At 49.3% G+C, this 21097-nt stretch carries 19 protein-coding genes and 1 other annotated feature; of the genes, 15 read left to right on the top strand and 4 right to left on the bottom strand.

What is annotated here, in order from left to right:
• Positions 1 to 60 precede the first annotated feature (60 nt).
• Genes ACFVTB_RS20195 through tatC form a run of 4 tightly spaced genes read left to right on the top strand, consistent with a single transcriptional unit; the run spans position 61 to position 2696 of the window.
• Positions 61 to 558, top strand: coding sequence for a MogA/MoaB family molybdenum cofactor biosynthesis protein (locus ACFVTB_RS20195; protein WP_387753138.1), 498 nt, complete (start codon positions 61 to 63; stop codon positions 556 to 558).
• Positions 555 to 1568, top strand: coding sequence for a molybdopterin-binding protein (locus ACFVTB_RS20190; protein ID WP_387753135.1), 1014 nt, complete (start codon positions 555 to 557; stop codon positions 1566 to 1568). Before ACFVTB_RS20195 ends, ACFVTB_RS20190 begins: the two co-directional genes overlap by 4 nt.
• 44 nt (positions 1569 to 1612) lie before the next feature.
• Positions 1613 to 1846, top strand: coding sequence for a twin-arginine translocase TatA/TatE family subunit (locus ACFVTB_RS20185; RefSeq protein ID WP_387753132.1), 234 nt, complete (start codon positions 1613 to 1615; stop codon positions 1844 to 1846).
• 40 nt (positions 1847 to 1886) lie between these two features.
• A complete protein-coding gene (gene tatC / locus ACFVTB_RS20180) occupies positions 1887 to 2696 on the top strand; it encodes a twin-arginine translocase subunit TatC (RefSeq protein WP_387753129.1) in 810 nt (269 codons plus the stop codon).
• 56 nt (positions 2697 to 2752) lie between these two features.
• Here the strand turns inward: tatC and ACFVTB_RS20175 are convergent, their stop codons facing one another.
• Positions 2753 to 3103 carry a DoxX family protein gene (locus ACFVTB_RS20175; RefSeq protein WP_387753126.1) on the bottom strand — a complete coding sequence of 117 codons (351 nt, stop codon included), beginning with the start codon at positions 3101 to 3103 and terminating at the stop codon, positions 2753 to 2755.
• Positions 3104 to 3260: 157 nt separating this feature from the next.
• On the opposite strand from ACFVTB_RS20175, the gene ACFVTB_RS20170 reads away from it, so the two are divergent.
• From ACFVTB_RS20170 to ACFVTB_RS20135, 8 genes are all read left to right on the top strand, one after another.
• Complete coding sequence (locus ACFVTB_RS20170) at positions 3261 to 3620, top strand: winged helix-turn-helix transcriptional regulator (protein ID WP_387753123.1); 360 nt, start codon at positions 3261 to 3263, stop codon at positions 3618 to 3620.
• A gap of 156 nt (positions 3621 to 3776) precedes the next feature.
• Entirely contained in the window at positions 3777 to 4940 is a 1164-nt protein-coding gene (locus ACFVTB_RS20165; RefSeq protein ID WP_387753120.1) for a YhgE/Pip domain-containing protein, read from the top strand.
• 33 nt (positions 4941 to 4973) lie between these two features.
• Positions 4974 to 5564, top strand: a complete 591-nt coding sequence (locus ACFVTB_RS20160) for a TetR family transcriptional regulator (RefSeq protein WP_387753117.1) — start codon at positions 4974 to 4976, stop codon at positions 5562 to 5564.
• Positions 5565 to 5688: 124 nt separating this feature from the next.
• Positions 5689 to 6273: a hypothetical protein gene (locus ACFVTB_RS20155; protein ID WP_387753114.1), complete on the top strand. Its 585-nt coding sequence runs from the start codon at positions 5689 to 5691 to the stop codon at positions 6271 to 6273.
• Between the two features lie 273 nt (positions 6274 to 6546).
• The gene (groES, locus tag ACFVTB_RS20150) at positions 6547 to 6828 is read left to right on the top strand and encodes a co-chaperone GroES (RefSeq protein ID WP_387753110.1); all 282 of its coding nucleotides are present in this window, start codon (positions 6547 to 6549) and stop codon (positions 6826 to 6828) included.
• A gap of 65 nt (positions 6829 to 6893) precedes the next feature.
• On the top strand, positions 6894 to 8528 hold the full coding sequence (gene groL, locus ACFVTB_RS20145) for a chaperonin GroEL (RefSeq protein WP_387753108.1): 1635 nt from the start codon (positions 6894 to 6896) through the stop codon (positions 8526 to 8528).
• Between the two features lie 611 nt (positions 8529 to 9139).
• Complete coding sequence (locus ACFVTB_RS20140) at positions 9140 to 11440, top strand: carbohydrate-binding protein (protein ID WP_387753105.1); 2301 nt, start codon at positions 9140 to 9142, stop codon at positions 11438 to 11440.
• 96 nt (positions 11441 to 11536) lie between these two features.
• A complete protein-coding gene (locus ACFVTB_RS20135; RefSeq protein ID WP_387753102.1) occupies positions 11537 to 15970 on the top strand; it encodes a chitobiase/beta-hexosaminidase C-terminal domain-containing protein in 4434 nt (1477 codons plus the stop codon).
• A 112-nt stretch (positions 15971 to 16082) separates the two neighbouring features.
• Here the strand turns inward: ACFVTB_RS20135 and ACFVTB_RS20130 are convergent, their stop codons facing one another.
• A complete protein-coding gene (locus ACFVTB_RS20130) occupies positions 16083 to 16823 on the bottom strand; it encodes an SDR family oxidoreductase (RefSeq protein ID WP_387753099.1) in 741 nt (246 codons plus the stop codon).
• A gap of 191 nt (positions 16824 to 17014) precedes the next feature.
• Here ACFVTB_RS20130 and ACFVTB_RS20125 point away from each other — a divergent pair, with 191 nt between their 5' ends.
• Positions 17015 to 17593: a TetR/AcrR family transcriptional regulator gene (locus tag ACFVTB_RS20125; RefSeq protein WP_387753097.1), complete on the top strand. Its 579-nt coding sequence runs from the start codon at positions 17015 to 17017 to the stop codon at positions 17591 to 17593.
• Between the two features lie 305 nt (positions 17594 to 17898).
• Entirely contained in the window at positions 17899 to 18339 is a 441-nt protein-coding gene (locus ACFVTB_RS20120) for a hypothetical protein (protein ID WP_387753094.1), read from the top strand.
• Positions 18340 to 18369: 30 nt separating this feature from the next.
• Here ACFVTB_RS20120 and ACFVTB_RS20115 read toward each other — a convergent pair whose 3' ends face one another.
• Both ACFVTB_RS20115 and ACFVTB_RS20110 read right to left on the bottom strand, forming a co-directional pair.
• Positions 18370 to 19026: a class F sortase gene (locus ACFVTB_RS20115; protein WP_387753091.1), complete on the bottom strand. Its 657-nt coding sequence runs from the start codon at positions 19024 to 19026 to the stop codon at positions 18370 to 18372.
• A gap of 60 nt (positions 19027 to 19086) precedes the next feature.
• On the bottom strand, positions 19087 to 19353 hold the full coding sequence (locus tag ACFVTB_RS20110) for a hypothetical protein (RefSeq protein ID WP_387753088.1): 267 nt from the start codon (positions 19351 to 19353) through the stop codon (positions 19087 to 19089).
• Positions 19354 to 19488: 135 nt separating this feature from the next.
• Positions 19489 to 19729: a binding site (T-box leader), on the top strand.
• Positions 19730 to 19831: 102 nt separating this feature from the next.
• Here ACFVTB_RS20110 and tyrS point away from each other — a divergent pair.
• Positions 19832 to 21091 carry a tyrosine--tRNA ligase gene (gene tyrS, locus ACFVTB_RS20105; protein ID WP_387753085.1) on the top strand — a complete coding sequence of 420 codons (1260 nt, stop codon included), beginning with the start codon at positions 19832 to 19834 and terminating at the stop codon, positions 21089 to 21091.
• Positions 21092 to 21097 lie beyond the last annotated feature (6 nt).

Raw genomic sequence — 21097 nt, 5'->3', positions numbered from 1 at the left:
TAAATAGACAAATAGACAGCCCTCATACGATCATAGGAAAGCTGGGATAGGAGGATGACGATGACTCAGTGGAAAGTTGCGATATTGACGGCAAGCGATAAGGGCTCCCGCGGTGAAAGAGAGGATACGAGCGCGCAAGTAATTCGCGAATTGGTGGAAGAAGAGCTTGGCGGGGAAATCGTCGATTACCGGATCGTACCCGATGAACAGGATGAAATTATGGCTGCCCTTATTGAAATGACGGAGTATTACCAAGCTAATCTGGTGCTGACGACCGGCGGAACGGGATTAGCGCCGCGAGATGTTACGCCGGAAGCGACGCTGAAGGTGGTCGATCGCATCGTACCGGGCATTGCTGAGGCGATGCGGATGGGCGCATTGTTGAAAACAAGAAGAGCGATGCTGTCGCGAGGCGTCTGCGGTATCCGCGGACAATCGCTGATCATTAATTTGCCGGGCAGCCCAAAGGGCGTGCACGAAGGCTTGATGGCGATCATGGATCAGCTTCCGCATGCGCTTGAGATCGTATCGGGCAGTTATGGAGAGCATGAGGAATGAGTGGCATTACCGAGTTGAAAGAGGTGCCGGTCCGTCAGGCGATCGGTCTGCGGCTTGCCCACGACTTGACGCAAATTTTGCCGGGACAGTTCAAAGGCCGTCTTTTTAAAAAAGGACATGTCGTTACCGAGGCAGATATTCCGCGGTTGCTCGACATTGGCAAAGAGCATATTTACGTTCTACGGCTCGGAGAAGAGGATTTGCACGAGGATGACGCAGCAATGCGGATGGCGAAAGCTTTGTACGGCAGCGGTATCGAACTGACTGAGCCGCATGAAGGAAAGGTCGCGATGAAATCGACCGGTCTCGGAATTGCATCAGTAGCCAGGGAGGTTGTCGATGCGATCAACAGCATGGGAGAAATTGCGCTGGCGACAGTTCCTGCGCATAAAGTGATGCAGCCCGGCAAAGCCGTAGCGGCTACGCGGGTCATACCGCTTGTCGTATCGAAGAAGGCAATCAAAGCGGTCGAGCTGGCGGCGGAGACGTACCGCGAGAGCCACGGTGGAGAAGCGCCGATACGGGTGCTGCCATTCCGCAAGCATCGCATTGGTTTGCTGACGACCGGCGGAGAAGTATTTTCTGGACGTATTCAAGACCGGTTCGGTCCGGCCGTTCGCGCAAAAGTGGAGGCGTTCGGTTCGGAAATCGCGGAACAACGGTTCGTACCCGACGACCGTCAAATAATTGTCAAGGAAATCCACTATTTGCTAGAGCGGCAATATGATATGATATTGGTAACTGGCGGTATGTCGGTAGATCCCGACGACCGCACACCAGGTGCGATCAAAGAAGCGGGAGCCGCTATTGTCAGCTACGGTACGCCGATGCTGCCGGGGTCAATGCTGCTGATGGGGTACTTGCACAATGTGCCGATACTAGGACTGCCGGGCTGTGTTATGCATGATCCGTATACATCATTCGACGCGTTGCTGCCCCGTATATTAGCAGGTCAGACGATTGTGAAGGACGATATCGTCAGCATGGGTTACGGAGGGCTTCTCACGTAGCTGAGTATTTTGATATACACTATTTTTTGAAAGGTGGATGAAATATGGGAGGCATTGGTGCTACGGGAATTATTTTGCTCGTATTGGTTGCCTTGCTGCTGTTTGGACCGAATAAGCTGCCTGAATTGGGACGAGCTTTTGGACGGACGCTTAGAGAATTTAAAGCCGGTGCGAAAGATTTAATGGACGACAACGATCAGAAAGCGAAAGACAACAACCAACGGGTCGACGTAAGCCCGTCAAATAACGAGTCCAATAATAAGCGGCTTCCGGACTAATCACCGGGCCCGCTTTTTTGTTGAAAAGGAGGCTAGGCAGATGGAATCGTCGTCGCGAAGCGGAACTTCCTTCGACAGAGAACGCATCCGCGAAGAAGGCCTGATGCCTATACTGGAGCATTTGGGCGAGCTACGGAAGCGGATCATATACATATTAATCGTCATTGTGATCGGCTTAGTGTTGGGTCTAATCGCCGCCGGACCGGCTTACGATTATTTAATGGCGCAAGAGCCCGCCAAAACGATGCCGCTGCACGCGTTCTCACTTTGGGACGGCATCGGGATGTACATGAAGTTTGCGTTTATTATTGCGTTGATACTGGCGATTCCGTTCACCGCATACCAGCTGTGGGCGTTCGTGAAACCGGCGTTGAAGAAAAATGAGCAGCGCGCCGCTTTGAAATATGTTCCTTTTGCACTGCTAATGTTTTTGGTAGGCCTTGCTTTCTCCTATTTCGTTGTGTTCCCGCTTGCTTTTCATTTTACGAGAAGCGTATCGGCGAGTTTGAATTTGGAGGAAACGATCGGCATAACCCAATACTTCACGTTTATGTTCAATATTTTGATCCCGATCTCGCTGCTCTTCGAGCTTCCGCTCGTCATTATGTTTTTGACGGCGATCAAGGTGTTGAACCCGATTCGTTTGCGGAAAATGAGAAGGTTGGCGTATTTCATCATGATCTTTATCGGCGTCATCGTCACGCCGCCTGATTTCATCTCCGATATAACGGTCGCGATACCGCTTATTTTGCTGTACGAGTTTAGCGTGTTTCTATCCGGCGCTGTGTATCGCAAGCAGCTTGCAGCAGCCGAGCGAAATCAAGATTTGGATGAAGAAATAGATGCTTAAAACAAAAGCAGGCCCCCTGTAGGATTAAAAATACAGGGGACCTGCTTCTTTTTCATTTAGAAGGGTGCGATAACGAAACGGCCGACAGCGACGAACAAAGCAATCAACAGCAGAACAACGTTCATGATGATAGCCTTATTCTCATTGCGCTTCGCATGGAAAATGGCTGCAAGCACCATGATAACGGCGATGCCAATCGCGGCGATGCCAGTCAAGACAGGCGCGATGTCTAACGCGCCTGGTAAAATCAAACCTACGGCGCCCAGCACCTCCGCGATGCCGATAAAGCGCTGCAACCCGCTGGAATAAGGCTGATCGGCTTTCGGCTTAGCAGTGAGTTTCGTTACACCTCCCATTAAGAACATAGCGGCCAACAGAGCTTGCAAAATCCATAACGTAAGATTCATGATTACCTCTCCTTTTTTTGTTACTTCAACTCATCTACTTACTTTATGTAATTTAGTTTATTCATATCACCTAATATCGTCAAGTGTTTTGTTTTCCTTTTGTAACTTGAGAACACATTCGGCAGCGGGTATAATGTACAACTAAGAGGTGATGCCAATGCCGGAACATGATATGGAGCTATGCTCGCATTTCGAGAAGGCGTTAGAATTACTGAGCAAGCGCTGGACGGCGTTAATCGTGTTCACGCTGCTGCCGGGTCCTCTCCGATTCGCCCATATTGAGAATGCGATTCCGAATTTAAGCGGCAAGGTGTTATCCGAGCGCTTGAAGGAGCTGGAAGCGGAAGGGCTGGTCTTACGCAGCGTTTACCCGGAAATACCGGTTCGAATCGAATATTCGCTGACGGAGAAAGGACAAGCGCTGTCTCCGTTATTCGATAACATTTATGAATGGTCCGCTCGCTGGATCGGTTCGGAACCGACAAGCGACAGCTGCCGCGAATCAAACGAACAATAAGATCGTCTCCTTACTCGAGTATCATTCGAGTAAAAGAGGCGATCTTTCTTTTTGCTTTAAAGCATATGGTTGACAAAATAGAAGTTCATCTCGTATGATTTAAACAATCGTTTTAAACATTTGTTTAACGTATATAAACAAGGAGTGGGAGCTTGAATGAAATCTACTTTGAAAGCCTTCTTTAAACGGCCGACAACGATTGTCGGTATTGTAACGGCCCTTATGTTTCAGATTATTTTCTCTGTCGTATGGATGACGGGATATAACGGCGTGACAGACCGAATCGATCATTTAAAGATTGCGATTGTGAACGAGGATCAGCAGTTTGGTCAGCAAATCGCGCCCAAGTTGGAGAAGGAACTGCCATTTTCAATGTCGCAAATGAATTCGTTAGAGGAAGCTAAGGTGCAATTAAATGAACGCGAGCTGCAGATGGTCATTTATTTGCCGGCCGATTTTACGCAGAAGGCTTCTTCGCCTGAGGGGCATGCCTCTGTGCAATACTTCTTAAACGAGTCGAATCCGGCCCTAATAAAAAGCATGATGAGCAGCGTGGCAAACCAAGTAACCGCAGAGGTCAACAAACAGGCTGTAGCTGCGGGCATCCAACAGACGCTTGGCCAGGTGGCGGCGCAATTGCCGGCCGAACAGGCATCTGCTGTGGCTCAAGGGCTTTCCGAACGAGTAAAGGCTGATATTCAATCGTCGAACGTCGTCAGCGGCATGAATAATCAGATGGTGCCGATGATGATGGTACTCGCATCCTACGTCGGCGCGATGATTATGGGCATGAACCTGGAGCAGTCGGCAATGGGTGTCTCGGGCAGCACAACAAGATGGAACCGTTTTGCCGCCAGAAGCGTAATAAATATTGTTTCTGCCGTTTTCGTGTCGCTGGTCGGCGTATCACTCATTGCGGCCTTCGGGGGACAAATGGAGCAAGGCTTCCTGAACTTGTGGCTATTCCTCTTCGTGACGTTAGTTACGTTTATGTTTATTTCGCAAATGTTTTTATATTGGTTCGGAATGGCGGGAATGCTCTTCAATATTATTTTGCTGTCCTCGCAGCTTGTGACTTCTGGAGCAATCGTTCCTCGCGAGCTTTTATCCGGCTTCTTCGTTCGTCTGGGCGATCTGCTGCCTGCGACCTACGCGGTTGAAGGCGGTATGAACCTGTTATTCGGCGGTCCGGGAATGGGAAAAGATATCGCTGTCTTGCTTCTGTTTACAGTTGTTGGCCTAGTCGTCAGCGCTATTGCCGTCGCGGTTAAACGCCAAAGAACGGCACAGCCTGTCGGCGCGCTTGCCAAACAACAATAATTCATCTTATTATTGGAGGCTCAATCGACGGTCATGCAAACACCCGATAATGACATTAAGATGCGTATATTGCTGGCCGCGAAAAAGCTTTTTGCGGAGCAGGGATTCGACGGTACCAGCGTTCGCCAAATTTGCGAAGCGGCCGGCGCGAACGTCGCTCTCGTCTCTTATTACTTTGGCGGCAAAGAAAATATGTTCGGCGAGCTGTTTCAAGTTTTTTTCCCGAATGACTTGATTGCTTCAATTGATCAGAATATGGAGCCTTTGGAAGGCGTGAAGCTTGCTATTCGTGAAATCACGCTTTTCCGTCATAACGATCCAGAACTGATTCGGATAATCCAGCAGGAGATCATTACGAATTCGGCTCGCATTCAGAAGATTCGCGAGTATGTCATGCCGATGTGGTTCTTATTGCGACGTTGGGTCGAAGAAGGAAGGAATCAAGGTCTATTCCATTATCGATCGCTGGATACAGCGTTTATGTCGGTTGTCGGAGCGCTGCTTTTCCACCGTCAATCGGAATACTGGCGTGCCATTACGGATGAAGGGGAAGGGACTGCTGAACAATTGGCCGAAGATCTAACCTCGTTTATTTTAGGTGGCCTTGGCGCTTCGGAAGCGTAGAATAGAAGAAGCTTAACGGCGTCTCGTACTCGTACGGGGCGCCGTTTTATATTTCCTGAATATGTAACTAGATGAGGGTAATAAACGTCAATAACCGAAAAGGGGCAGGAAGCGGGGAAAAACAATGAGAAGACGAATGGCTGGGGCGAAGCTATTGATCGCAGCGGCGATTATGCTTGGAGGCTGCAGCAGCTCGGATAACGATTTTGTAGCGTCGGTTACTCCGGCGCCGGACATGTCGGATGAGCAAGAGAAGGCCTTATCTGAAGAGAAGAGGGAAGGCGATTTCATTTTGCGGATCGAGTCCGAGAAGAACGTCTATAAGCCGGGCGAGAAGATCAAGATGAGAGCGCTGCTCAAATACGATGGTCCGGAAAAAACAATTAAAATTTATCACGGCATGGAGCCAGTTGCGATGCCTGTTGTGGAGGAGCTGACAAGAGGGATCGAGACAGAAGCAGTTATGCCCGTGCCGCTTAAAAGCTCGATTCTGAAGCAGAATGAATGGAACGTTTTTCCGTTCAAGAAGTCAGGAGGGTACAGCGAGAACGACCCGCATAAAGATTTTATAAAAACGTTCCTGGCAGGGGACGGCTTTCCGAAAGGGAAGTATCGGGTGCAGGGATGGACCGATTTTTACACGGAAGAGGGGGACGAGCAGCAGAAGTATCACTTTACGACCGAGTTCATTGTTACGGTTCAAGACTAGCAGGAAAATTTAAAGCAGCCTCCTTATAGGATTATTTTCTCAGGGCTATACTGGTTAAAGTGTTCGAGGCCGGCCTAAACGGCCTGTATCGGCGGCGATTTTATCCGAAGCTTGCTCTAAGGCGCAGCGGGCGTTTAAGTTGCTGTAAATTGAGCCGAGGCACTTGAAATTATGTCCGAAAAAAAGTATGATAAAAATGGTTGTTAGCACTTCATGCTTACGAGTGCTAATAAAAAACAATAAGCGACAATTTTTTTAAGGAGGCTATTTTCAATGATCAAACCTTTGGGTGAACGCGTATTGATCGAACCGATCGCAAAAGAAGAAACAACTGCCAGCGGCATCGTGCTGCCGGATTCGGCTAAAGAAAAACCGCAAGAAGGCAAAGTCGTTGCCGTTGGCAGCGGTACGCTGAAAGACGGCGTTCGCGTCGCTTTGGAAGTAAAGGAAGGCGACCGCGTTCTTTTCTCCAAATATGCGGGAACGGAAATCAAATATGATGGTAAAGAGTATTTGATTATGAAGGAAAGCGACATTCACGCGATCTTTGGATAAGCCCTTTTGCGGGATATATGGACAGACCAAACATACATTATTATATTTCTGGGAGGTAACCGGTAATGGCAAAGGACATTAAATTTAGTGAAGACGCTCGCCGCTCGATGCTTCGCGGGGTTGACGCGCTTGCAAATGCGGTTAAAGTAACGCTCGGCCCTAAAGGCCGCAACGTTGTATTGGAGAAAAAATTCGGCAGCCCGCTGATCACGAACGACGGCGTGTCGATCGCGAAAGAAATCGAACTCGAAGATGCATTCGAAAACATGGGCGCGCAGCTTGTTAAAGAAGTAGCGACCAAAACGAACGACGTTGCGGGCGACGGCACAACGACGGCTACCGTTCTGGCTCAAGCGATGATTCGCGAAGGTCTGAAAAACGTAACGGCTGGCGCTAACCCGATGGGTATCCGCAAAGGTATCGAAAAAGCGGTTAAAGCGGCTGTAGAAGAGCTGAAAACAATCGCGAAGCCAATCGAAGGCAAGCAATCGATCGCGCAAGTCGCTTCGATCTCCGCTGCTGACGAGGAAGTAGGCCAACTGATCGCAGAAGCGATGGAGAAAGTCGGCAACGACGGCGTTATTACAGTTGAAGAATCGAAAGGCTTCGTTACGGAGCTGGAAGTGGTTGAAGGCATGCAGTTCGACCGCGGCTACGTTTCTCCTTACATGATTACCGACACGGATAAAATGGAAGCTGTCCTCGACAATCCATACATCCTGATCACGGATAAAAAAGTATCGAACATTCAAGAGATCCTGCCGGTTCTCGAGAAAGTCGTTCAATCGGGCAAACAGCTTCTGATCATCGCCGAAGATATCGAAGGCGAAGCGCAAGCTACGCTCGTTGTGAACAAACTGCGCGGCACATTCACTTGCGTAGGCGTTAAAGCTCCTGGCTTCGGCGACCGCCGTAAAGCAATGCTGCAAGATATCGCTGCTCTGACAGGCGGCCAAGTGATCACGGAAGAGCTCGGCCTTGAGCTGAAATCGGCAACCGTTGACCAACTGGGCTCCGCTCGCCAAGTGCGCGTAACGAAAGAAAACACGATCATCGTTGACGGCAGCGGCGAAGCTTCCGACATCGTGGCTCGCGTGAACCAAATCCGCGCTCAACTGGAAGAAACAACTTCCGACTTCGACAAAGAAAAACTGCAAGAGCGCCTGGCTAAACTGGCTGGCGGCGTAGCGGTAATCAAAGTCGGCGCGGCTACTGAAACTGAACTGAAAGAGCGCAAGCTCCGCATCGAAGACGCTTTGAACTCCACTCGCGCAGCAGTGGAAGAAGGCATCGTATCCGGCGGCGGCACGGCTCTGATCAACGTATACAATGCAGTTGCGTCTGTTACAGCAGACGGCGACGAGCAAACGGGCATCAACATCGTATTGCGCTCCCTGGAAGAGCCGATTCGCACAATCGCTGCGAATGCTGGCCAAGAGGGTTCCGTTATCGTTGAGCGCCTGAAAAACGAAAAAGTCGGCATCGGCTACAACGCTGCTTCCGGCGAATGGGTAAACATGTTCGAAGCGGGCATCGTCGACCCAGCTAAAGTTACGCGTTCCGCACTGCAAAATGCGGCTTCCGTAGCGGCTATGTTCCTGACAACCGAAGCGGTTGTTGCCGACAAACCAGAGCCTAAGGGCGCTGGCGCTGGCATGCCTGATATGGGCGGCATGGGCGGTATGGGCGGCATGATGTAAGGTTTGAAACCTTACATTTGAGAAATAGTGACATAAAAAACTAATTTCTAAAATACAGACTACTTCCTTAATTTTAAGGAGGTAGTCTTTTTTTTTGTTGTGAATTCATTTATCCCAAAATATTAAAAATGGGATCAACCTTAAAATCAGTACATGACGGAATAAGAGAGAGCAGCGAAGGGGCAGAGGGATTCTGGAGAAACGATAGTGGTCGCTTTTAAAGCAAGATTCCTACCGAAACATCAATAAAATGAAGGAATCTGGCTTTAATGGCGATCGGAAGAACCCTCTGGCCCGCAGCGCTTCCCCCTCACTTACAGTCAAGCACTGATTTCAGTTTTGAGCCTAAAAATGAATAAAAATGACGAATAGAATCTAAAAAATGCTACATAGTTATCTTTTCAGATCGTGCTATATTAAATGTGATAAAAGAATCCATAAAATGACATTAAATCTGAAAGGAGCTAGGAGGTGATGAAGACAGAAGGGCATGAGGTCGTGCTACACGTGGCGCAAGGCGGCATCTTTGAAAGGAGATGATGAATTTGAGAGGAAGATGATAAGCATTGTTATGAAAGCGCTATCAAAAAAAATGAGAGGATGGATCATTAATGGGCTTTAAAAAAGGGAATTCGCTCCTTCTTATTTTTACTTTGTTCGTCAGCTTGCTGGCGACCGCCTCCGTTTCAGCCGCACCCGGCGATCCGGGCAGGATCGAGGCGGAGAATTTTTCCGCGATGAGCGGTATACAAACGGAAGTAAGCTCGGAGGGCGGACTAAATGTAGGCTATATCGACAATGGTGATTGGATGGATTATACAGTTAACATTCCGAGGACAGATACTTACAAGGTGGAGTTTCGGGTATCCAGCCCGTATGCGGGTACAATGCTGCAGCTTCGCAAAGGAACGGACGCTCTCGCGACCGTCGAGATTCCGAATACGGGCGGATGGCAGAATTGGCAGACGGTTGCCGCTTCTGTCCCTTTGACAGCGGGAAATCAGACGTTGCGGGTATACGGATTGACGAACGGCTGGAATTTTGACTGGCTGAGCATCACGTCAATCGCGCCGCAGCAGCAAGTTGCTGCCCCGACATTTACATTGGCGGAGGGGACATACGCAACGCCGCAGAATGTGGCGATTGCGAGCGCGACGGCGGGTGCGACGATCAAGTATACGACGGACGGCTCGACACCGGCAGCTTCATCACCTACGTACACGGCGCCGATTAACGTTGCAGCGAGCGTTACACTCAAGGCGATCGCGATAAAATCCGGTATGGCCGATTCAGCAGTGACAACCGCGTCGTATGTGATCAACCTTCCGACGGGCAAGGCGATCCCTGGAAAGATCGAAGCGGAGAATTATGATGCTATGTCGGGCATTCAAACGGAGAATTCTTCTGAAGGCGGATTGAACGTCGGCTGGATCGATAACGGAGATTCGCTTAGCTATAACGTAAACGTAGCGACAGCGGGAGCCTACACCGTACAATACCGCGTGGCCAGCCCGAACGGCGGAGGGCAAATTCAACTGAAGAACGGGGCAGCGGTTTTGACGACGACAACGGTACCTGCGACGGGAGGCTGGCAAAGCTGGAAGACGGTCACAGGTACATTGAATTTGAGTGCAGGCAACCAAACGTTGACCTTGTTCGCCGCGTCAGGCGGCTTTAATCTCAATTGGCTCCAGTTCACCGCAGGTACGCCGGCGCCACAAGCGGCGACACCAACATTCACGCCTGTAGGCGGGACTTACTCAACAGCGCAGAATGTCACATTGGAAACGACAACCGCAGGCGCAACGATCAAGTATACAACGAATGGTTCGACGCCAATAGCGGCTTCGCCGACTTATACGGGGGCGATTCACGTCGCTTCTACAACAACAGTGAAAGCGATCGCGATAAAAGCTGGAGTGGCCGATTCCGAGATAGCCAGCGCGACCTATAAAATTTCAGCCGGTAAAGGTGTCATGGACTTCCAGATTCAAAACGGCACGAGGGGCAACTTCGGGGATGATCAAATCTATTGGGCTGTGCTGGGTCTTGATTCCAATAACAAGATGAGCTACCTAAATGCAGAAGGCGATCTGGTTCCGACGTCAACCGCACTGAACGATGCGCCTGGTCATCTGACGAAGAATGGCCAGAACTATGCGAACATCTACCACAAGTTAAGTGACGTGCCGATCGTATCGACACCTGCGATTTCGTCCGGGCGGATGTTCCTGAGCATCGGTTCGCCAATGTACATCAAATTGTACAGTGACGGCTATGCAGGTCCGGATGTGAACAATGCTACGGATCCGAACAACGACATCTATTGGGACTTTGTTGAATTCACGTTAGATGCCGGCGGCTATCATGGCAATACAACCCGCGTCGACGCCTTTGGATTCCCAATCACACATAGACTTATCACCCATGACGGTTTTGACCGGACCGTTGGGGAGACAGAGACACGCGCCGCGCTATTCGCTGCATATTTAAATGAAGTTCCTGCGGAATTTAAGACGCTTGTTCAAGCGCTATATCGCATTTTAGCGCCGGCTAAGGGCGGTTTTAAAGAGGGAGGACCTTATGCGAACTACTTCGACAGTTACATTGAAAGTGTCTGGAATAAGCCGGGGCCTAAGCCGACAACGCAGGAAGTGCTGTTAGGTATCGGCGCAGCATCCGATCCGCAAGATTGTGCGGCGCTCAACAGGGGCGTATTCGAGGACCCGGCTCACTGGAACGACCCAAGCTATTATTATAAATCTGCTGTGAGCAACTTCTATGCGAAATTTTGGCATGACCACAGCATCGACGGCTTATCTTACGGATTCTGCTACGACGATGTGAATAACCAAGCGGCTTATCTGGAGCATAACAATCCGGCAGCACTGATCATTACGGTAGGCTGGTAATTAAACCGGAGGCCGACTTCGCTGTGCTGAGGCAAGCATGTAGGCAGGGCATGGCTGAAGCGGCCTCTCGGAAAAAATCGAATAGGAGGATGGCATATGTTTAAAAAGGGTGTAACCCGCCTGCTCATTCTTTCATTGCTCGCAAGTCTGTTTGTCTCCTTGCCGCCGGTGATCGCGGCGCCAGGCGATCCAGGCAAGATCAATGCGGATAGCTATTCCGCTATGAGCGGTGTTACGACGGAAGTTTGCAGCGAAGGCGGTATGAATATCGCATATATCGACGGGAACGATTGGATGGACTATGTGATTAATGTTCCAACTACCGGAACGTATAACGTAGAGCTACGGGTAGCGAGCCCTTATGAAAATACACAATTACAACTTCAGACAAGCGGCACGGTGCTCGCTACCGTTAATGTGCCGAATACGGGAGGTTTTCAGAACTGGCAGACAGTCGCCGCTAGCGTCAATCTGACGGCGGGCAGTCAGACGCTTCGGGTGTATGCGGTGACGAATGGCTGGAACTTCAGTTGGCTGAATATCACGCGAGCGAGCGCGCCCGTTGCGACGAACTTAGCCCTGAACAAACCGGTAACGGTATTGTCGTCTGAAGGGCCATTTGTCGGGGCAGGAGCCGTCGACGGCAATAGCGAAACGCGGTGGTCGTCGGAATTCTCAGATCCACAATGGATTGCCGTCGATCTTGGCGCAGTCCAAGCCGTCAACCGGGTGAAGCTCAACTGGGAGACGGCTTATGCGAAATCATATCAAATTCAAGTATCGTCCAACGAATCAAGCTGGACAGATGTTTATTCGACGACGACAGGCGACGGCGGCGTGGACGATGTATCTTTCAATGAGACGAATGCCCGTTATGTTCGCATATACGGCACGCAGAGGGCAACGGCATACGGCTATTCGTTATGGGACTTTGAGGTTTACGGAACGGGTACCTCGCAGCAACAAGCAGCCGCACCAACGTTCACCCCGGGGACAGGGACTTATTTGACGGCGCAAGAGGTGACGATCGCGAGCGCGACACCAGGAGCGGCGATCAAGTATACGACGGATGGCTCGACACCTACAGCGGCATCTGCCGTGTACGTTGGTCCGATTACTGTTGCGACGAGCACGACAGTCAAGGCGATATCGACGAAGGCAGGCATGGCCGATTCGTCGATATCGACAGCCGTCTATACCATTAATGCATCGCCTGTAGCGGTGACAATTCCGGTAACAGGCCCTTACGCGCAGTATTTGGAGATGGGATTAGCGCAGGCTGATCTGGATCAGAAAACGACGCTGAAGACGCAGAATACTACGGTCAACCACTCGCTTCGATATAATGTCGGCACGACGGTGACGATTGGCGTTAACTACATGGTTGAGCAGAAGCAGGTGCTGTTCAAGGCAACCACGCCAAATGGCAACCCGATCCAAGGCAATCCACTGACGTTTACTGTACAGCCGAACATGGCGATCACCGTTGATATTACCGATCCGGTCGCCGCGGCAACGCCTGTATTCGCACCTGCGGCAGGTACCTACACATCGGCGCAGAGCGTAACGATCACGAGCTCGACGGAAGGAGCCGTTATCAAGTATACAACGGACGGTTCAACGCCGACCGCCGCGTCTGCCACATACACGGGTCCGATCAACGTTGCTGTCACAACGACGGTCAAAGCGATCGCGATCAAAGCCGGGCTTGCGAATTCAGCCGTTGCTTCCGCTTCGTATACGATAGGTCAAACGGCTGTGAATTTGGCGTACTTCAAACCGACCTTCGCATCGAGTTTTATTAATGGGAATAAGGCGGAGCAAGCGACAGACGGCAACGTTGGTACGCGGTGGGAATCGAAATTTGAAGATCCGCAATGGATTTACGTCGATCTGGGTGCCGTTTACGCTATCGACGGCGTAAAGTTGAACTGGGAGGCTGCGAGCGCCAAGTCCTACAAAATTCAACTGTCAAACAACGAGAGGGACTGGAGTGACGTATACACGCAGAATAACGGAACAGGCGGCATTGAAAGCATTAATATTACACCAACTAGAGGCAGATACGTAAGGGTTTACGGTACAGTCCGCAACACAGGCTTTGGCTATTCTTTATTGGAATTCGAAGTGTACGGACAACCGACGCCATTGCCTCCGCAGGTTGCTGCACCGACGTTCACACCTGCGGGCGGAGCATACACGACAGCTCAGAACGTGACGTTGACGAGCGCGACGGCGGGCGCGACAATCAAGTATACGACGGACGGCTCGACGCCAACCGCCCAATCGGCAACGTATAATGGCGCTATCAATATTGCGGCAACAACAACGCTCAAAGCGATTGCCATCAAGGCAGATATGACCGATTCAATCGTGTCTACTGCAACGTATACCATTTCCGATTTCCGCGTGCTTTCGCCGACGAACGAACAGATGGTGACGACGACCCGGACGCCTCAGCTGACTTGGGAAGCAAAAGCAGGTACCGTCAAGTACGAAGTCTGGGTGAATGTGACGCGTAATGATTATGATTGGAACGCCTCAGGCAATTTATTGGATCGTTATACGAAGGTTGGCGAAACGACTAGTACGGCATACGTTTCGCCATCCCTCGTCGATCGCTGGACGTATAAGTGGTATGTCATCGCCGTGGACGGTACAGGCAAGCGGAGCCAGTCCAACATTGGACAGTTCAGCGTTTATTTACCTTATATCGAGCAAGTTAGCGATGGCATTCAAATTGTAAACGGCAGCCGGGATTTGAACAAGAATGGAACAATCGAGCCCTATGAAGATTGGCATAATCCGATCGCAACGCGGGTCGAAGATTTGATGTCGCGTATGACAAACGAAGAGAAGATTAATCAGCTCTTCTTCTCGCCAGAGTCGATTGATGGAATAAATGAGATGGCTGGTTTCGTGTTCTCTTACGGGACGACCAATTTCATTACAGACGCGCAGAAGAAAGTGGCTGCCACCTCTCGCCTCGGGATTCCAATTGCGTTCACCGGTGATAAGATTCACGGTTGGAAGACGGTATTCCCGACCGAGCTTGGAATGGCAGCTACCCGTAATTTGGCTTTAACATGGCAGGTTGGCGATCTTCAGCGCCGGGAACAGAAGGCATGGGGCTTTACCGGTACGCTGTCTCCGCTGGCAGAAGTGAATACGAAGGTCCTTTATCCTCGTTTCCAAGAAGGAACGGGCGAGAACGCCGATTATTCTGCAGCGATGCTACGCGCATTGATCGCAGGGATGCAGGGCGGACCGGAAGTGAATCCTAAATCGATGCTGATTACCGTCAAGCACTGGCCGAGTCAAGGCGCTGGCGGGGAGCAGTCGATCGTGTACGATGAAACGACGATTAAGTGGCATATGAAGCCATGGTATGCTGCGATGGACGCTAATATGGCTACGGTCATGCCAGGTTACGGCGGGGCGCCATTCCTTGATCCGGATGGCAATGGAGCGGGAACGAGCAAGCCAACGCTTGATTATTTGCGCAATGTGATTGGATTCAAGGGCGTCGTCATGACAGACTGGCTGGCAGCGGCTACCGATATTTCGATTAAGAGCATCGGGGCGGGAAGCGACGTTATGGGCGGAGCAGTCGCCTCTGGCACTGACTTCAATACCTTGATTGCCGCCGTCGGTTTGCCGCGACTCAACGAAGCTGCGAGGAGAGTGCTTGATCTTAAATTCCGTCTCGGAATGTTTGAGAACCCGTATGGGGATCCAGATTATCCAACGACAATCTGGCATAGTGCAGAGAGCAACAACATTGTGAATGAAGCGGCACGCCAATCGCTCACATTGCTCAAGAACAACGGCGTCCTGCCGCTCAAGCCAAACAATGGTGAAACGATTATTGTTGCCGGTCCGCGTGCATTAAGTGATGACATGGCGACGGACAATATCTCCAACGTCGTCTGGCAGTCGATTTATCACGACAATCCTGCCGCCAAGTCCTACTTCCAGGGCATCAAGGATCGGGCGGGAGCGAACGTTAATGTTGCGTTGAACGATGCGCCGCAAGCAAAGGCCGCAGTTGTGGTCATAGGTGAGAAGAGCTATACTCACGGCACGGAGTGGCCGGATAAAAATCCAACGCTGCCTGCCGATCAAGTCGCAGTGATCGACAAATTTTACAACCGTAACATACCGGTCATCTGTGCCATCGTTACACCGAGGCCGTACGTGTTGACCAATATTGTGGACAAATGCTCGGCGATCGTCCTGCTGTATCGGCCTGGCAACGGCGGTGGATTAGCAACAGCGCAATTGCTGTTCGGAGATTATTTGCCAACGGGCAAGCTGCCATTCCAATTGCCGCGTTCTGTTGATCAAGTCGGAACGGATGCCGTATCGAACCAACTGGAGAAGTGGGATCTGCCTTACGACCTTGGTGCGACTGAGGCGGAGCGGACCCAAATCCGTAATTATATTAAAAACAATCAGCCTGTGCCGACGAACTTCGGCAATCCGCTATTCCCGTACGGATTCGGGTTGCAGAACTTCAATCCTTCATAAAAAGCAATGGGGCTGTCTGTCTCAAAAGGTATAAAAGACGGAATGAGTATTGCATAAATGAAGCTCGCCTTCCTCATGCTATCACGAGGAAGGCGAGCTTTTTTTCACTATATTATGGCTGAAGCGTTGGTCTAATGATGATTTCATTGACTGAAGTGTCCTCAGGCTCATTAATCGCATAGGCGATAGCTCTTGCAATACTGTATGGGGAAATGGCCATAGCGTCAAAGTGTTTCGCCATTTCTTTGACCTCAGGGCTTGTTACAGTGTTGAATAGCTCCGTTTCTGTCATTCCAGGTGCGATAACTGTTGTTCGAATACGGGAGGCTGCAGATTCTTCCTTGCGGAGCCCCTCCAGAATTGCACGCACCGCAAACTTCGTAGCACTGTATACAGCTGATGTTGGACTCACTTCATAACCCATTACTGACGAAACGTTAATGATATGACCGCTTAATTGTTCACGCATAACCGGAAGTACCGCTGCGATTCCATTCAGCACACCTTTAACATTAACCTCCATCATTTGATCCCAATCTTTGACTCGCAGCTCACTCAGTTTTGAAACCGGCATAATACCTGCATTGTTCACAAGTACATCAATCCGGCCGTATTGCCTTAAAGCAAACTGCGCTACCTGCTGCAAATCTTCAGCAGAAACGACGTCAGCCTTGATATAAGACGCCTCTCCGCCTGCCTGCTTGATCTCACTTACAACAGCTTGCAGCCGCTCTTCCCTTCTTGCTGCCAGCACGAGCTTGGCTCCCTTTTCAGCAAGCAATCTGGCCGCAGCCTCTCCAATCCCGCTTGATGCTCCTGTAATAACCACAACTTTGCCTTTTGTATGGTCCATCTGTCATCTCTCCCTAGAAATGAATGATTAAATTGAATTAGTGCATGATATTGAACAATTGTTGATTATTTAACGGCCGTTGATTAATATTATATAGGGATGGTTCATCAATTCAATCGCTAATACTTGCGCTTTCGTCCGATATGCAACAGATGGGGTGAAAGTGTTGATTAACGGGGGACGGATTGCAAATGGAGATGGAAAAAAAGATTGATAGACGGATTCTCAGAACGAAGGAAGCTATAAATCGGGCGTTCCTGGAGCTTTTTACTGAAAAAGAACTTGAACAAATTACCATAAATGATATCGCAGAGCGGGCCAATGTTAATCGTGGGACAATTTATTTGCATTATATTGATAAATACGATTTGTTGGATAAGTGTATTGAGGATCATTTGGGGAAGTTGATTTCCTTTTGCAGTTCGCATGACCTGCCTCCGGAAGTAATGGTGGTAGAACAGGATTTGATGACTGTAATTGAGTATGTGGGAGATAACTACCTATTCTTCTCAGCCATGTTCTCCAACCATAGAAGCACTTTGTTCCGGGATCGCATGCTGGAGTTTATTTCGGCTGGCTTGAAGGTAAAGCAGGATAAACAGGATGTAAACTCAGGCATCGATAAAGAGCTCAATGCCCAATTCATGTCTTCGGCTTTCGTCGGAATTTTGGAATGGTGGATTCGCAATAAGATGCCACACCCTCCACAATATATGGCAGATCAGGTGCGGAGGCTGTTTGAGAAGAATGAGGTTTATAGCTTGAGTTAATAAGTGAATAGTACTGACAAAAAACCTTCAAAACACGTTTCAAATGAGGTAATAAGCGTCAGTGCAATTTCGATAGTTTCGACTACCATCATCAAAACAAGCCGTGGGCACATACATCCCCGGCTTTTATTATTAAAATGGAATGCTGCAGACAATGGCGGTTGAAACTGAAATAGGGCCACAATTGCATTACAACTTACAGTCAATTTAGTAACTTTCTTGATGCGTTGTTCGTTTTAGAGTTAGCGCATGCTACAAACAATGCCAAAGCGATAGAGGGCGCGTTTAAAGGAGGGAGGTTGTTTATGCGCAATTCTGAAGAAAAAGGAACGGGTTTTCTCCCCTTCACAGGCTTGCACGTCTTCTTGACGTTGTATCTCATTACTTTGGAAACCATCATGTTTAGTGTTTCTAAACCTATTAGCGAGCCTCCAATGGGTATTAGAACTTCTGAATACTTTACATTTTTAATGCTGTACTCACATTTTTTATTTGTAGGATTATATCTGATTAACTTTTTAGTGATTTGGATAAGGAAAAAACGGGTATCAAAAGTTCACAAAGGGATCTATTATACGGTTGCGGGTATTCTATTTTCTACTTTGTATATCGTGATAACACAGCCTATATTACATGAGCATAAGCATTGGGGAATATATGTGTTCATACCCTTAACTGCTTTCGTGATCTTTGCTATAACGTATGAAAAGTTTCTGGTGAAGAAGTACTTTTCAGAAGACAACTAAAGGTTGAGGGCTTCATTAGGGACCCCATTTTTATTTCAGCATGTGGGCATACACCACAAGCCTTTTTTCATGCTCTTTCTTTTTGCGATCGTATTTTCCGGCGCAAGTGATTATATTTAGTCGCTCCTTGTCTGTATCTCCAAAAATGCGATCGAGCGGAGCTTCAGCGGTTAAGTAGGATTCGACTGCATCGACCATATAAACGAGATATTTTCCATTTTCATCAGATAGAATAATGGGATGGCCGGGCTTAAGTCTTTTAAGCGGATAAAAAATAGCAGGGCCTGTATAATTATCGACATGTCCTGCAATAAGCGCGTTTCCTTCCTCGCCAGGCAGTACGCCTTCGATGAATAACCCAGCCACCTCGCTGGACTCCGGTACGCCCATTTGTCCGTTTTCCAGCAGTTTTACCGGTTCGATAGGCGCTTTAATCGAAACGGAAGGAATCCAGAGCGTATTGGGAATAATTTTGCCGGGCAATATATAATGATTCTTAGGCGCAAAAGGAACGGCTGTCTTGTTTGTTGATTGTGATTGAGCCGGGATTTGTGTAGGTATATTTGGGAGAGGGCTGATTTGCGCTTCTGGAGTATGAAGCACGTTCGGTTTGCTTGCTTGTCCGGATGTGCAAGCGGTCAATAGTATAAGCAGCAGCAAGGAAAGCGTCTTGAAATATTTGGTCATGTTATTCCATCCTTTACTGAGAGGAGGAATAGGCAAAAGAAGCCTATTCCTCCTTCCAAGTTACTCGCTTACGCCGCCGTATCCCGATTTAGGCAATGCTTTGGCGCGAAGCTTATGCTCCTTCGTGCTAAGTTTGTGTACTTTTGAAGTCGATTTCGCATGCAGCTTGTGCGCTTTTGCTTTGTGATGTTTGGCATGCACTTTGTGATGGTGCTCGGCTTTTTTAGTTACAGCAGTAGTTGTAGTAGCGGTTGCCGCAGAAGCAGATGCTGCGAATACCGTAAGGGACAAGCATGCCGACATAGCAATAATGGCTAATTTTTTCATGGTCATTGTCACTCCTTTAAGTTATTTCCCCGGGACTTAGGTTTTACAAATTCAGCACAAGTATTTATGGTGTATTTTTCATCGTTCCATTGACTTTCCGATTTTACACCCCTATAATGACTGTAATCTTATACATGGCATACGTTGAAAGAGCCCAGTAGCAGCCTCATCCCTGTCTCAGAAAGCCGGGGGTCGATGAGACCCGGCACATATGACCGCTGCGAATTACATCTCTCGAGTATCCCGGGTAATGCCGGGCGGCAAGGCGAACGATATCTCGCCAATGAGCGGCAACAATGACAGCGCGTGCTTTATGCGGCGTGAGATGTCATTGGTGCAATCTGGGTGGTAACACGGTTATATAATCGTCCCTATGTCTACAAGTTAGACAAGGGGCGATTTTTTGTTTTCAACGACACGCCATATCAATTGTCGAAACGTACTAAAAACCCCTTATACAAGGAGCTGTCCAACGAAAATGAACATCATTGACGAACTCGAATGGCGCGACGCCATTAATCAGCAGTCTGACTCGGAAGGCTTGCGTGAATTGACCGAACAAAAATCGATATCGCTCTACTGCGGCGTCGACCCGACGGGCGATAGCATGCATATTGGGCATTTGATTCCATTTATCGTATTGAAAAGATTCCAGCTTGCCGGCCATCGTCCGGTTATTCTGATCGGCGGCGCGACCGGAACGATCGGCGATCCGAGCGGACGCCAAACGGAACGTTCACTGCAAACGATGGAGCAAATACAGGCAAACGTTGATGCACTCAGCGCGCAAATGAAGAAGCTCTTCATGACTGAGGGCGACAATCAAGTCCGGATGGTGAACAACTACGATTGGACGCATAAAATCAACGTGATTGAGTTTCTGCGCGACTACGGCAAAAACTTCAGCATTAACACCATGCTGGCGAAAGATGTTGTGGCGAGCAGACTGGAAACGGGCATTTCCTTCACGGAGTTTTCGTACCAAATTCTTCAATCGCTCGATTACCTGCACCTCTACCGTCACGAAGACGTACAGCTTCAAGTCGGCGGTTCCGACCAATGGGGCAATATTACGAGCGGTCTCGATCTGATTCGTAAAAAAGAAGGAACGGAAGCGAAAGCTTTCGCCCTAACCATTCCGCTTATGCTGAAGGCGGACGGGACGAAGTTCGGCAAAACGGCGGGCGGAGCCGTATGGCTCGATCCAAACAAAACGACACCGTTCGAATTCTATCAATTCTGGGCGAATACGGACGACCGCGATGTCGTTAAATATTTGAAGTACTTTACGTTCCTGAATCAAGAGCAAATCGCAGAGCTGGATGAAAAGGTGAAAACCGAGCCGCATAAGCGCGAAGCGCAAAAAACGCTGGCTGAGGAAATGACGCGGTTCGTGCACGGCGATGAAATGCTGGAGCAGGCGAAACGGATTACGGCGGCGCTATTCAGCGGCGATATTAAATCGCTGACGGCTGACGAAATCGAGCAAGGCTTCAAAGAAATGCCAACGTTCGAAGCGACCAAGGAATCGAAAAACATCGTCGACTGGCTCGTCGATCTCGGCATTGAGCCGTCCAAACGCCAAGCGCGAGAGGATATTACGAAGGGCGCTCTGTCGATGAACGGTGAAAAAGTAACCGATTTGGAGCTGGAAGTAACGTCTGGCCATGCTATCGGCGGACGCTTCATCATCATCCGCAAGGGCAAAAAAAATTACAGCCTGGTGAAATTGACTTAGCACGTC

It is taken from the genome of Paenibacillus sp. NPDC058071 (assembly GCF_042885235.1).
GTDB lineage: Bacteria > Bacillota > Bacilli > Paenibacillales > Paenibacillaceae > Pristimantibacillus.
The sequence above is the reverse complement of the archived record's forward strand: the minus strand, read 5'-3'. Positions and strand labels throughout refer to the sequence as shown.

What these genes read in the sequence shown, in the direction of transcription:
- ACFVTB_RS20125 (WP_387753097.1), top strand. Translation starts at nt 17,015, where the DNA reads ATGGAGATGGAAAAAAAGATTGATAGACGGATTCTCAGAACGAAGGAA.
- ACFVTB_RS20155 (WP_387753114.1), top strand. Translation starts at nt 5,689, where the DNA reads ATGAGAAGACGAATGGCTGGGGCGAAGCTATTGATCGCAGCGGCGATT.
- tatC (WP_387753129.1), top strand. Translation starts at nt 1,887, where the DNA reads ATGGAATCGTCGTCGCGAAGCGGAACTTCCTTCGACAGAGAACGCATC.
- ACFVTB_RS20135 (WP_387753102.1), top strand. Translation starts at nt 11,537, where the DNA reads ATGTTTAAAAAGGGTGTAACCCGCCTGCTCATTCTTTCATTGCTCGCA.
- ACFVTB_RS20160 (WP_387753117.1), top strand. Translation starts at nt 4,974, where the DNA reads ATGCAAACACCCGATAATGACATTAAGATGCGTATATTGCTGGCCGCG.
- ACFVTB_RS20190 (WP_387753135.1), top strand. Translation starts at nt 555, where the DNA reads ATGAGTGGCATTACCGAGTTGAAAGAGGTGCCGGTCCGTCAGGCGATC.
- tyrS (WP_387753085.1), top strand. Translation starts at nt 19,832, where the DNA reads ATGAACATCATTGACGAACTCGAATGGCGCGACGCCATTAATCAGCAG.
- groL (WP_387753108.1), top strand. Translation starts at nt 6,894, where the DNA reads ATGGCAAAGGACATTAAATTTAGTGAAGACGCTCGCCGCTCGATGCTT.
- ACFVTB_RS20170 (WP_387753123.1), top strand. Translation starts at nt 3,261, where the DNA reads ATGCCGGAACATGATATGGAGCTATGCTCGCATTTCGAGAAGGCGTTA.
- ACFVTB_RS20130 (WP_387753099.1), bottom strand. Translation starts at nt 16,823, where the DNA reads ATGGACCATACAAAAGGCAAAGTTGTGGTTATTACAGGAGCATCAAGC.
- ACFVTB_RS20140 (WP_387753105.1), top strand. Translation starts at nt 9,140, where the DNA reads ATGGGCTTTAAAAAAGGGAATTCGCTCCTTCTTATTTTTACTTTGTTC.
- ACFVTB_RS20165 (WP_387753120.1), top strand. Translation starts at nt 3,777, where the DNA reads ATGAAATCTACTTTGAAAGCCTTCTTTAAACGGCCGACAACGATTGTC.
- ACFVTB_RS20185 (WP_387753132.1), top strand. Translation starts at nt 1,613, where the DNA reads ATGGGAGGCATTGGTGCTACGGGAATTATTTTGCTCGTATTGGTTGCC.
- ACFVTB_RS20175 (WP_387753126.1), bottom strand. Translation starts at nt 3,103, where the DNA reads ATGAATCTTACGTTATGGATTTTGCAAGCTCTGTTGGCCGCTATGTTC.
- ACFVTB_RS20115 (WP_387753091.1), bottom strand. Translation starts at nt 19,026, where the DNA reads ATGACCAAATATTTCAAGACGCTTTCCTTGCTGCTGCTTATACTATTG.
- ACFVTB_RS20110 (WP_387753088.1), bottom strand. Translation starts at nt 19,353, where the DNA reads ATGAAAAAATTAGCCATTATTGCTATGTCGGCATGCTTGTCCCTTACG.
- groES (WP_387753110.1), top strand. Translation starts at nt 6,547, where the DNA reads ATGATCAAACCTTTGGGTGAACGCGTATTGATCGAACCGATCGCAAAA.
- ACFVTB_RS20120 (WP_387753094.1), top strand. Translation starts at nt 17,899, where the DNA reads ATGCGCAATTCTGAAGAAAAAGGAACGGGTTTTCTCCCCTTCACAGGC.
- ACFVTB_RS20195 (WP_387753138.1), top strand. Translation starts at nt 61, where the DNA reads ATGACTCAGTGGAAAGTTGCGATATTGACGGCAAGCGATAAGGGCTCC.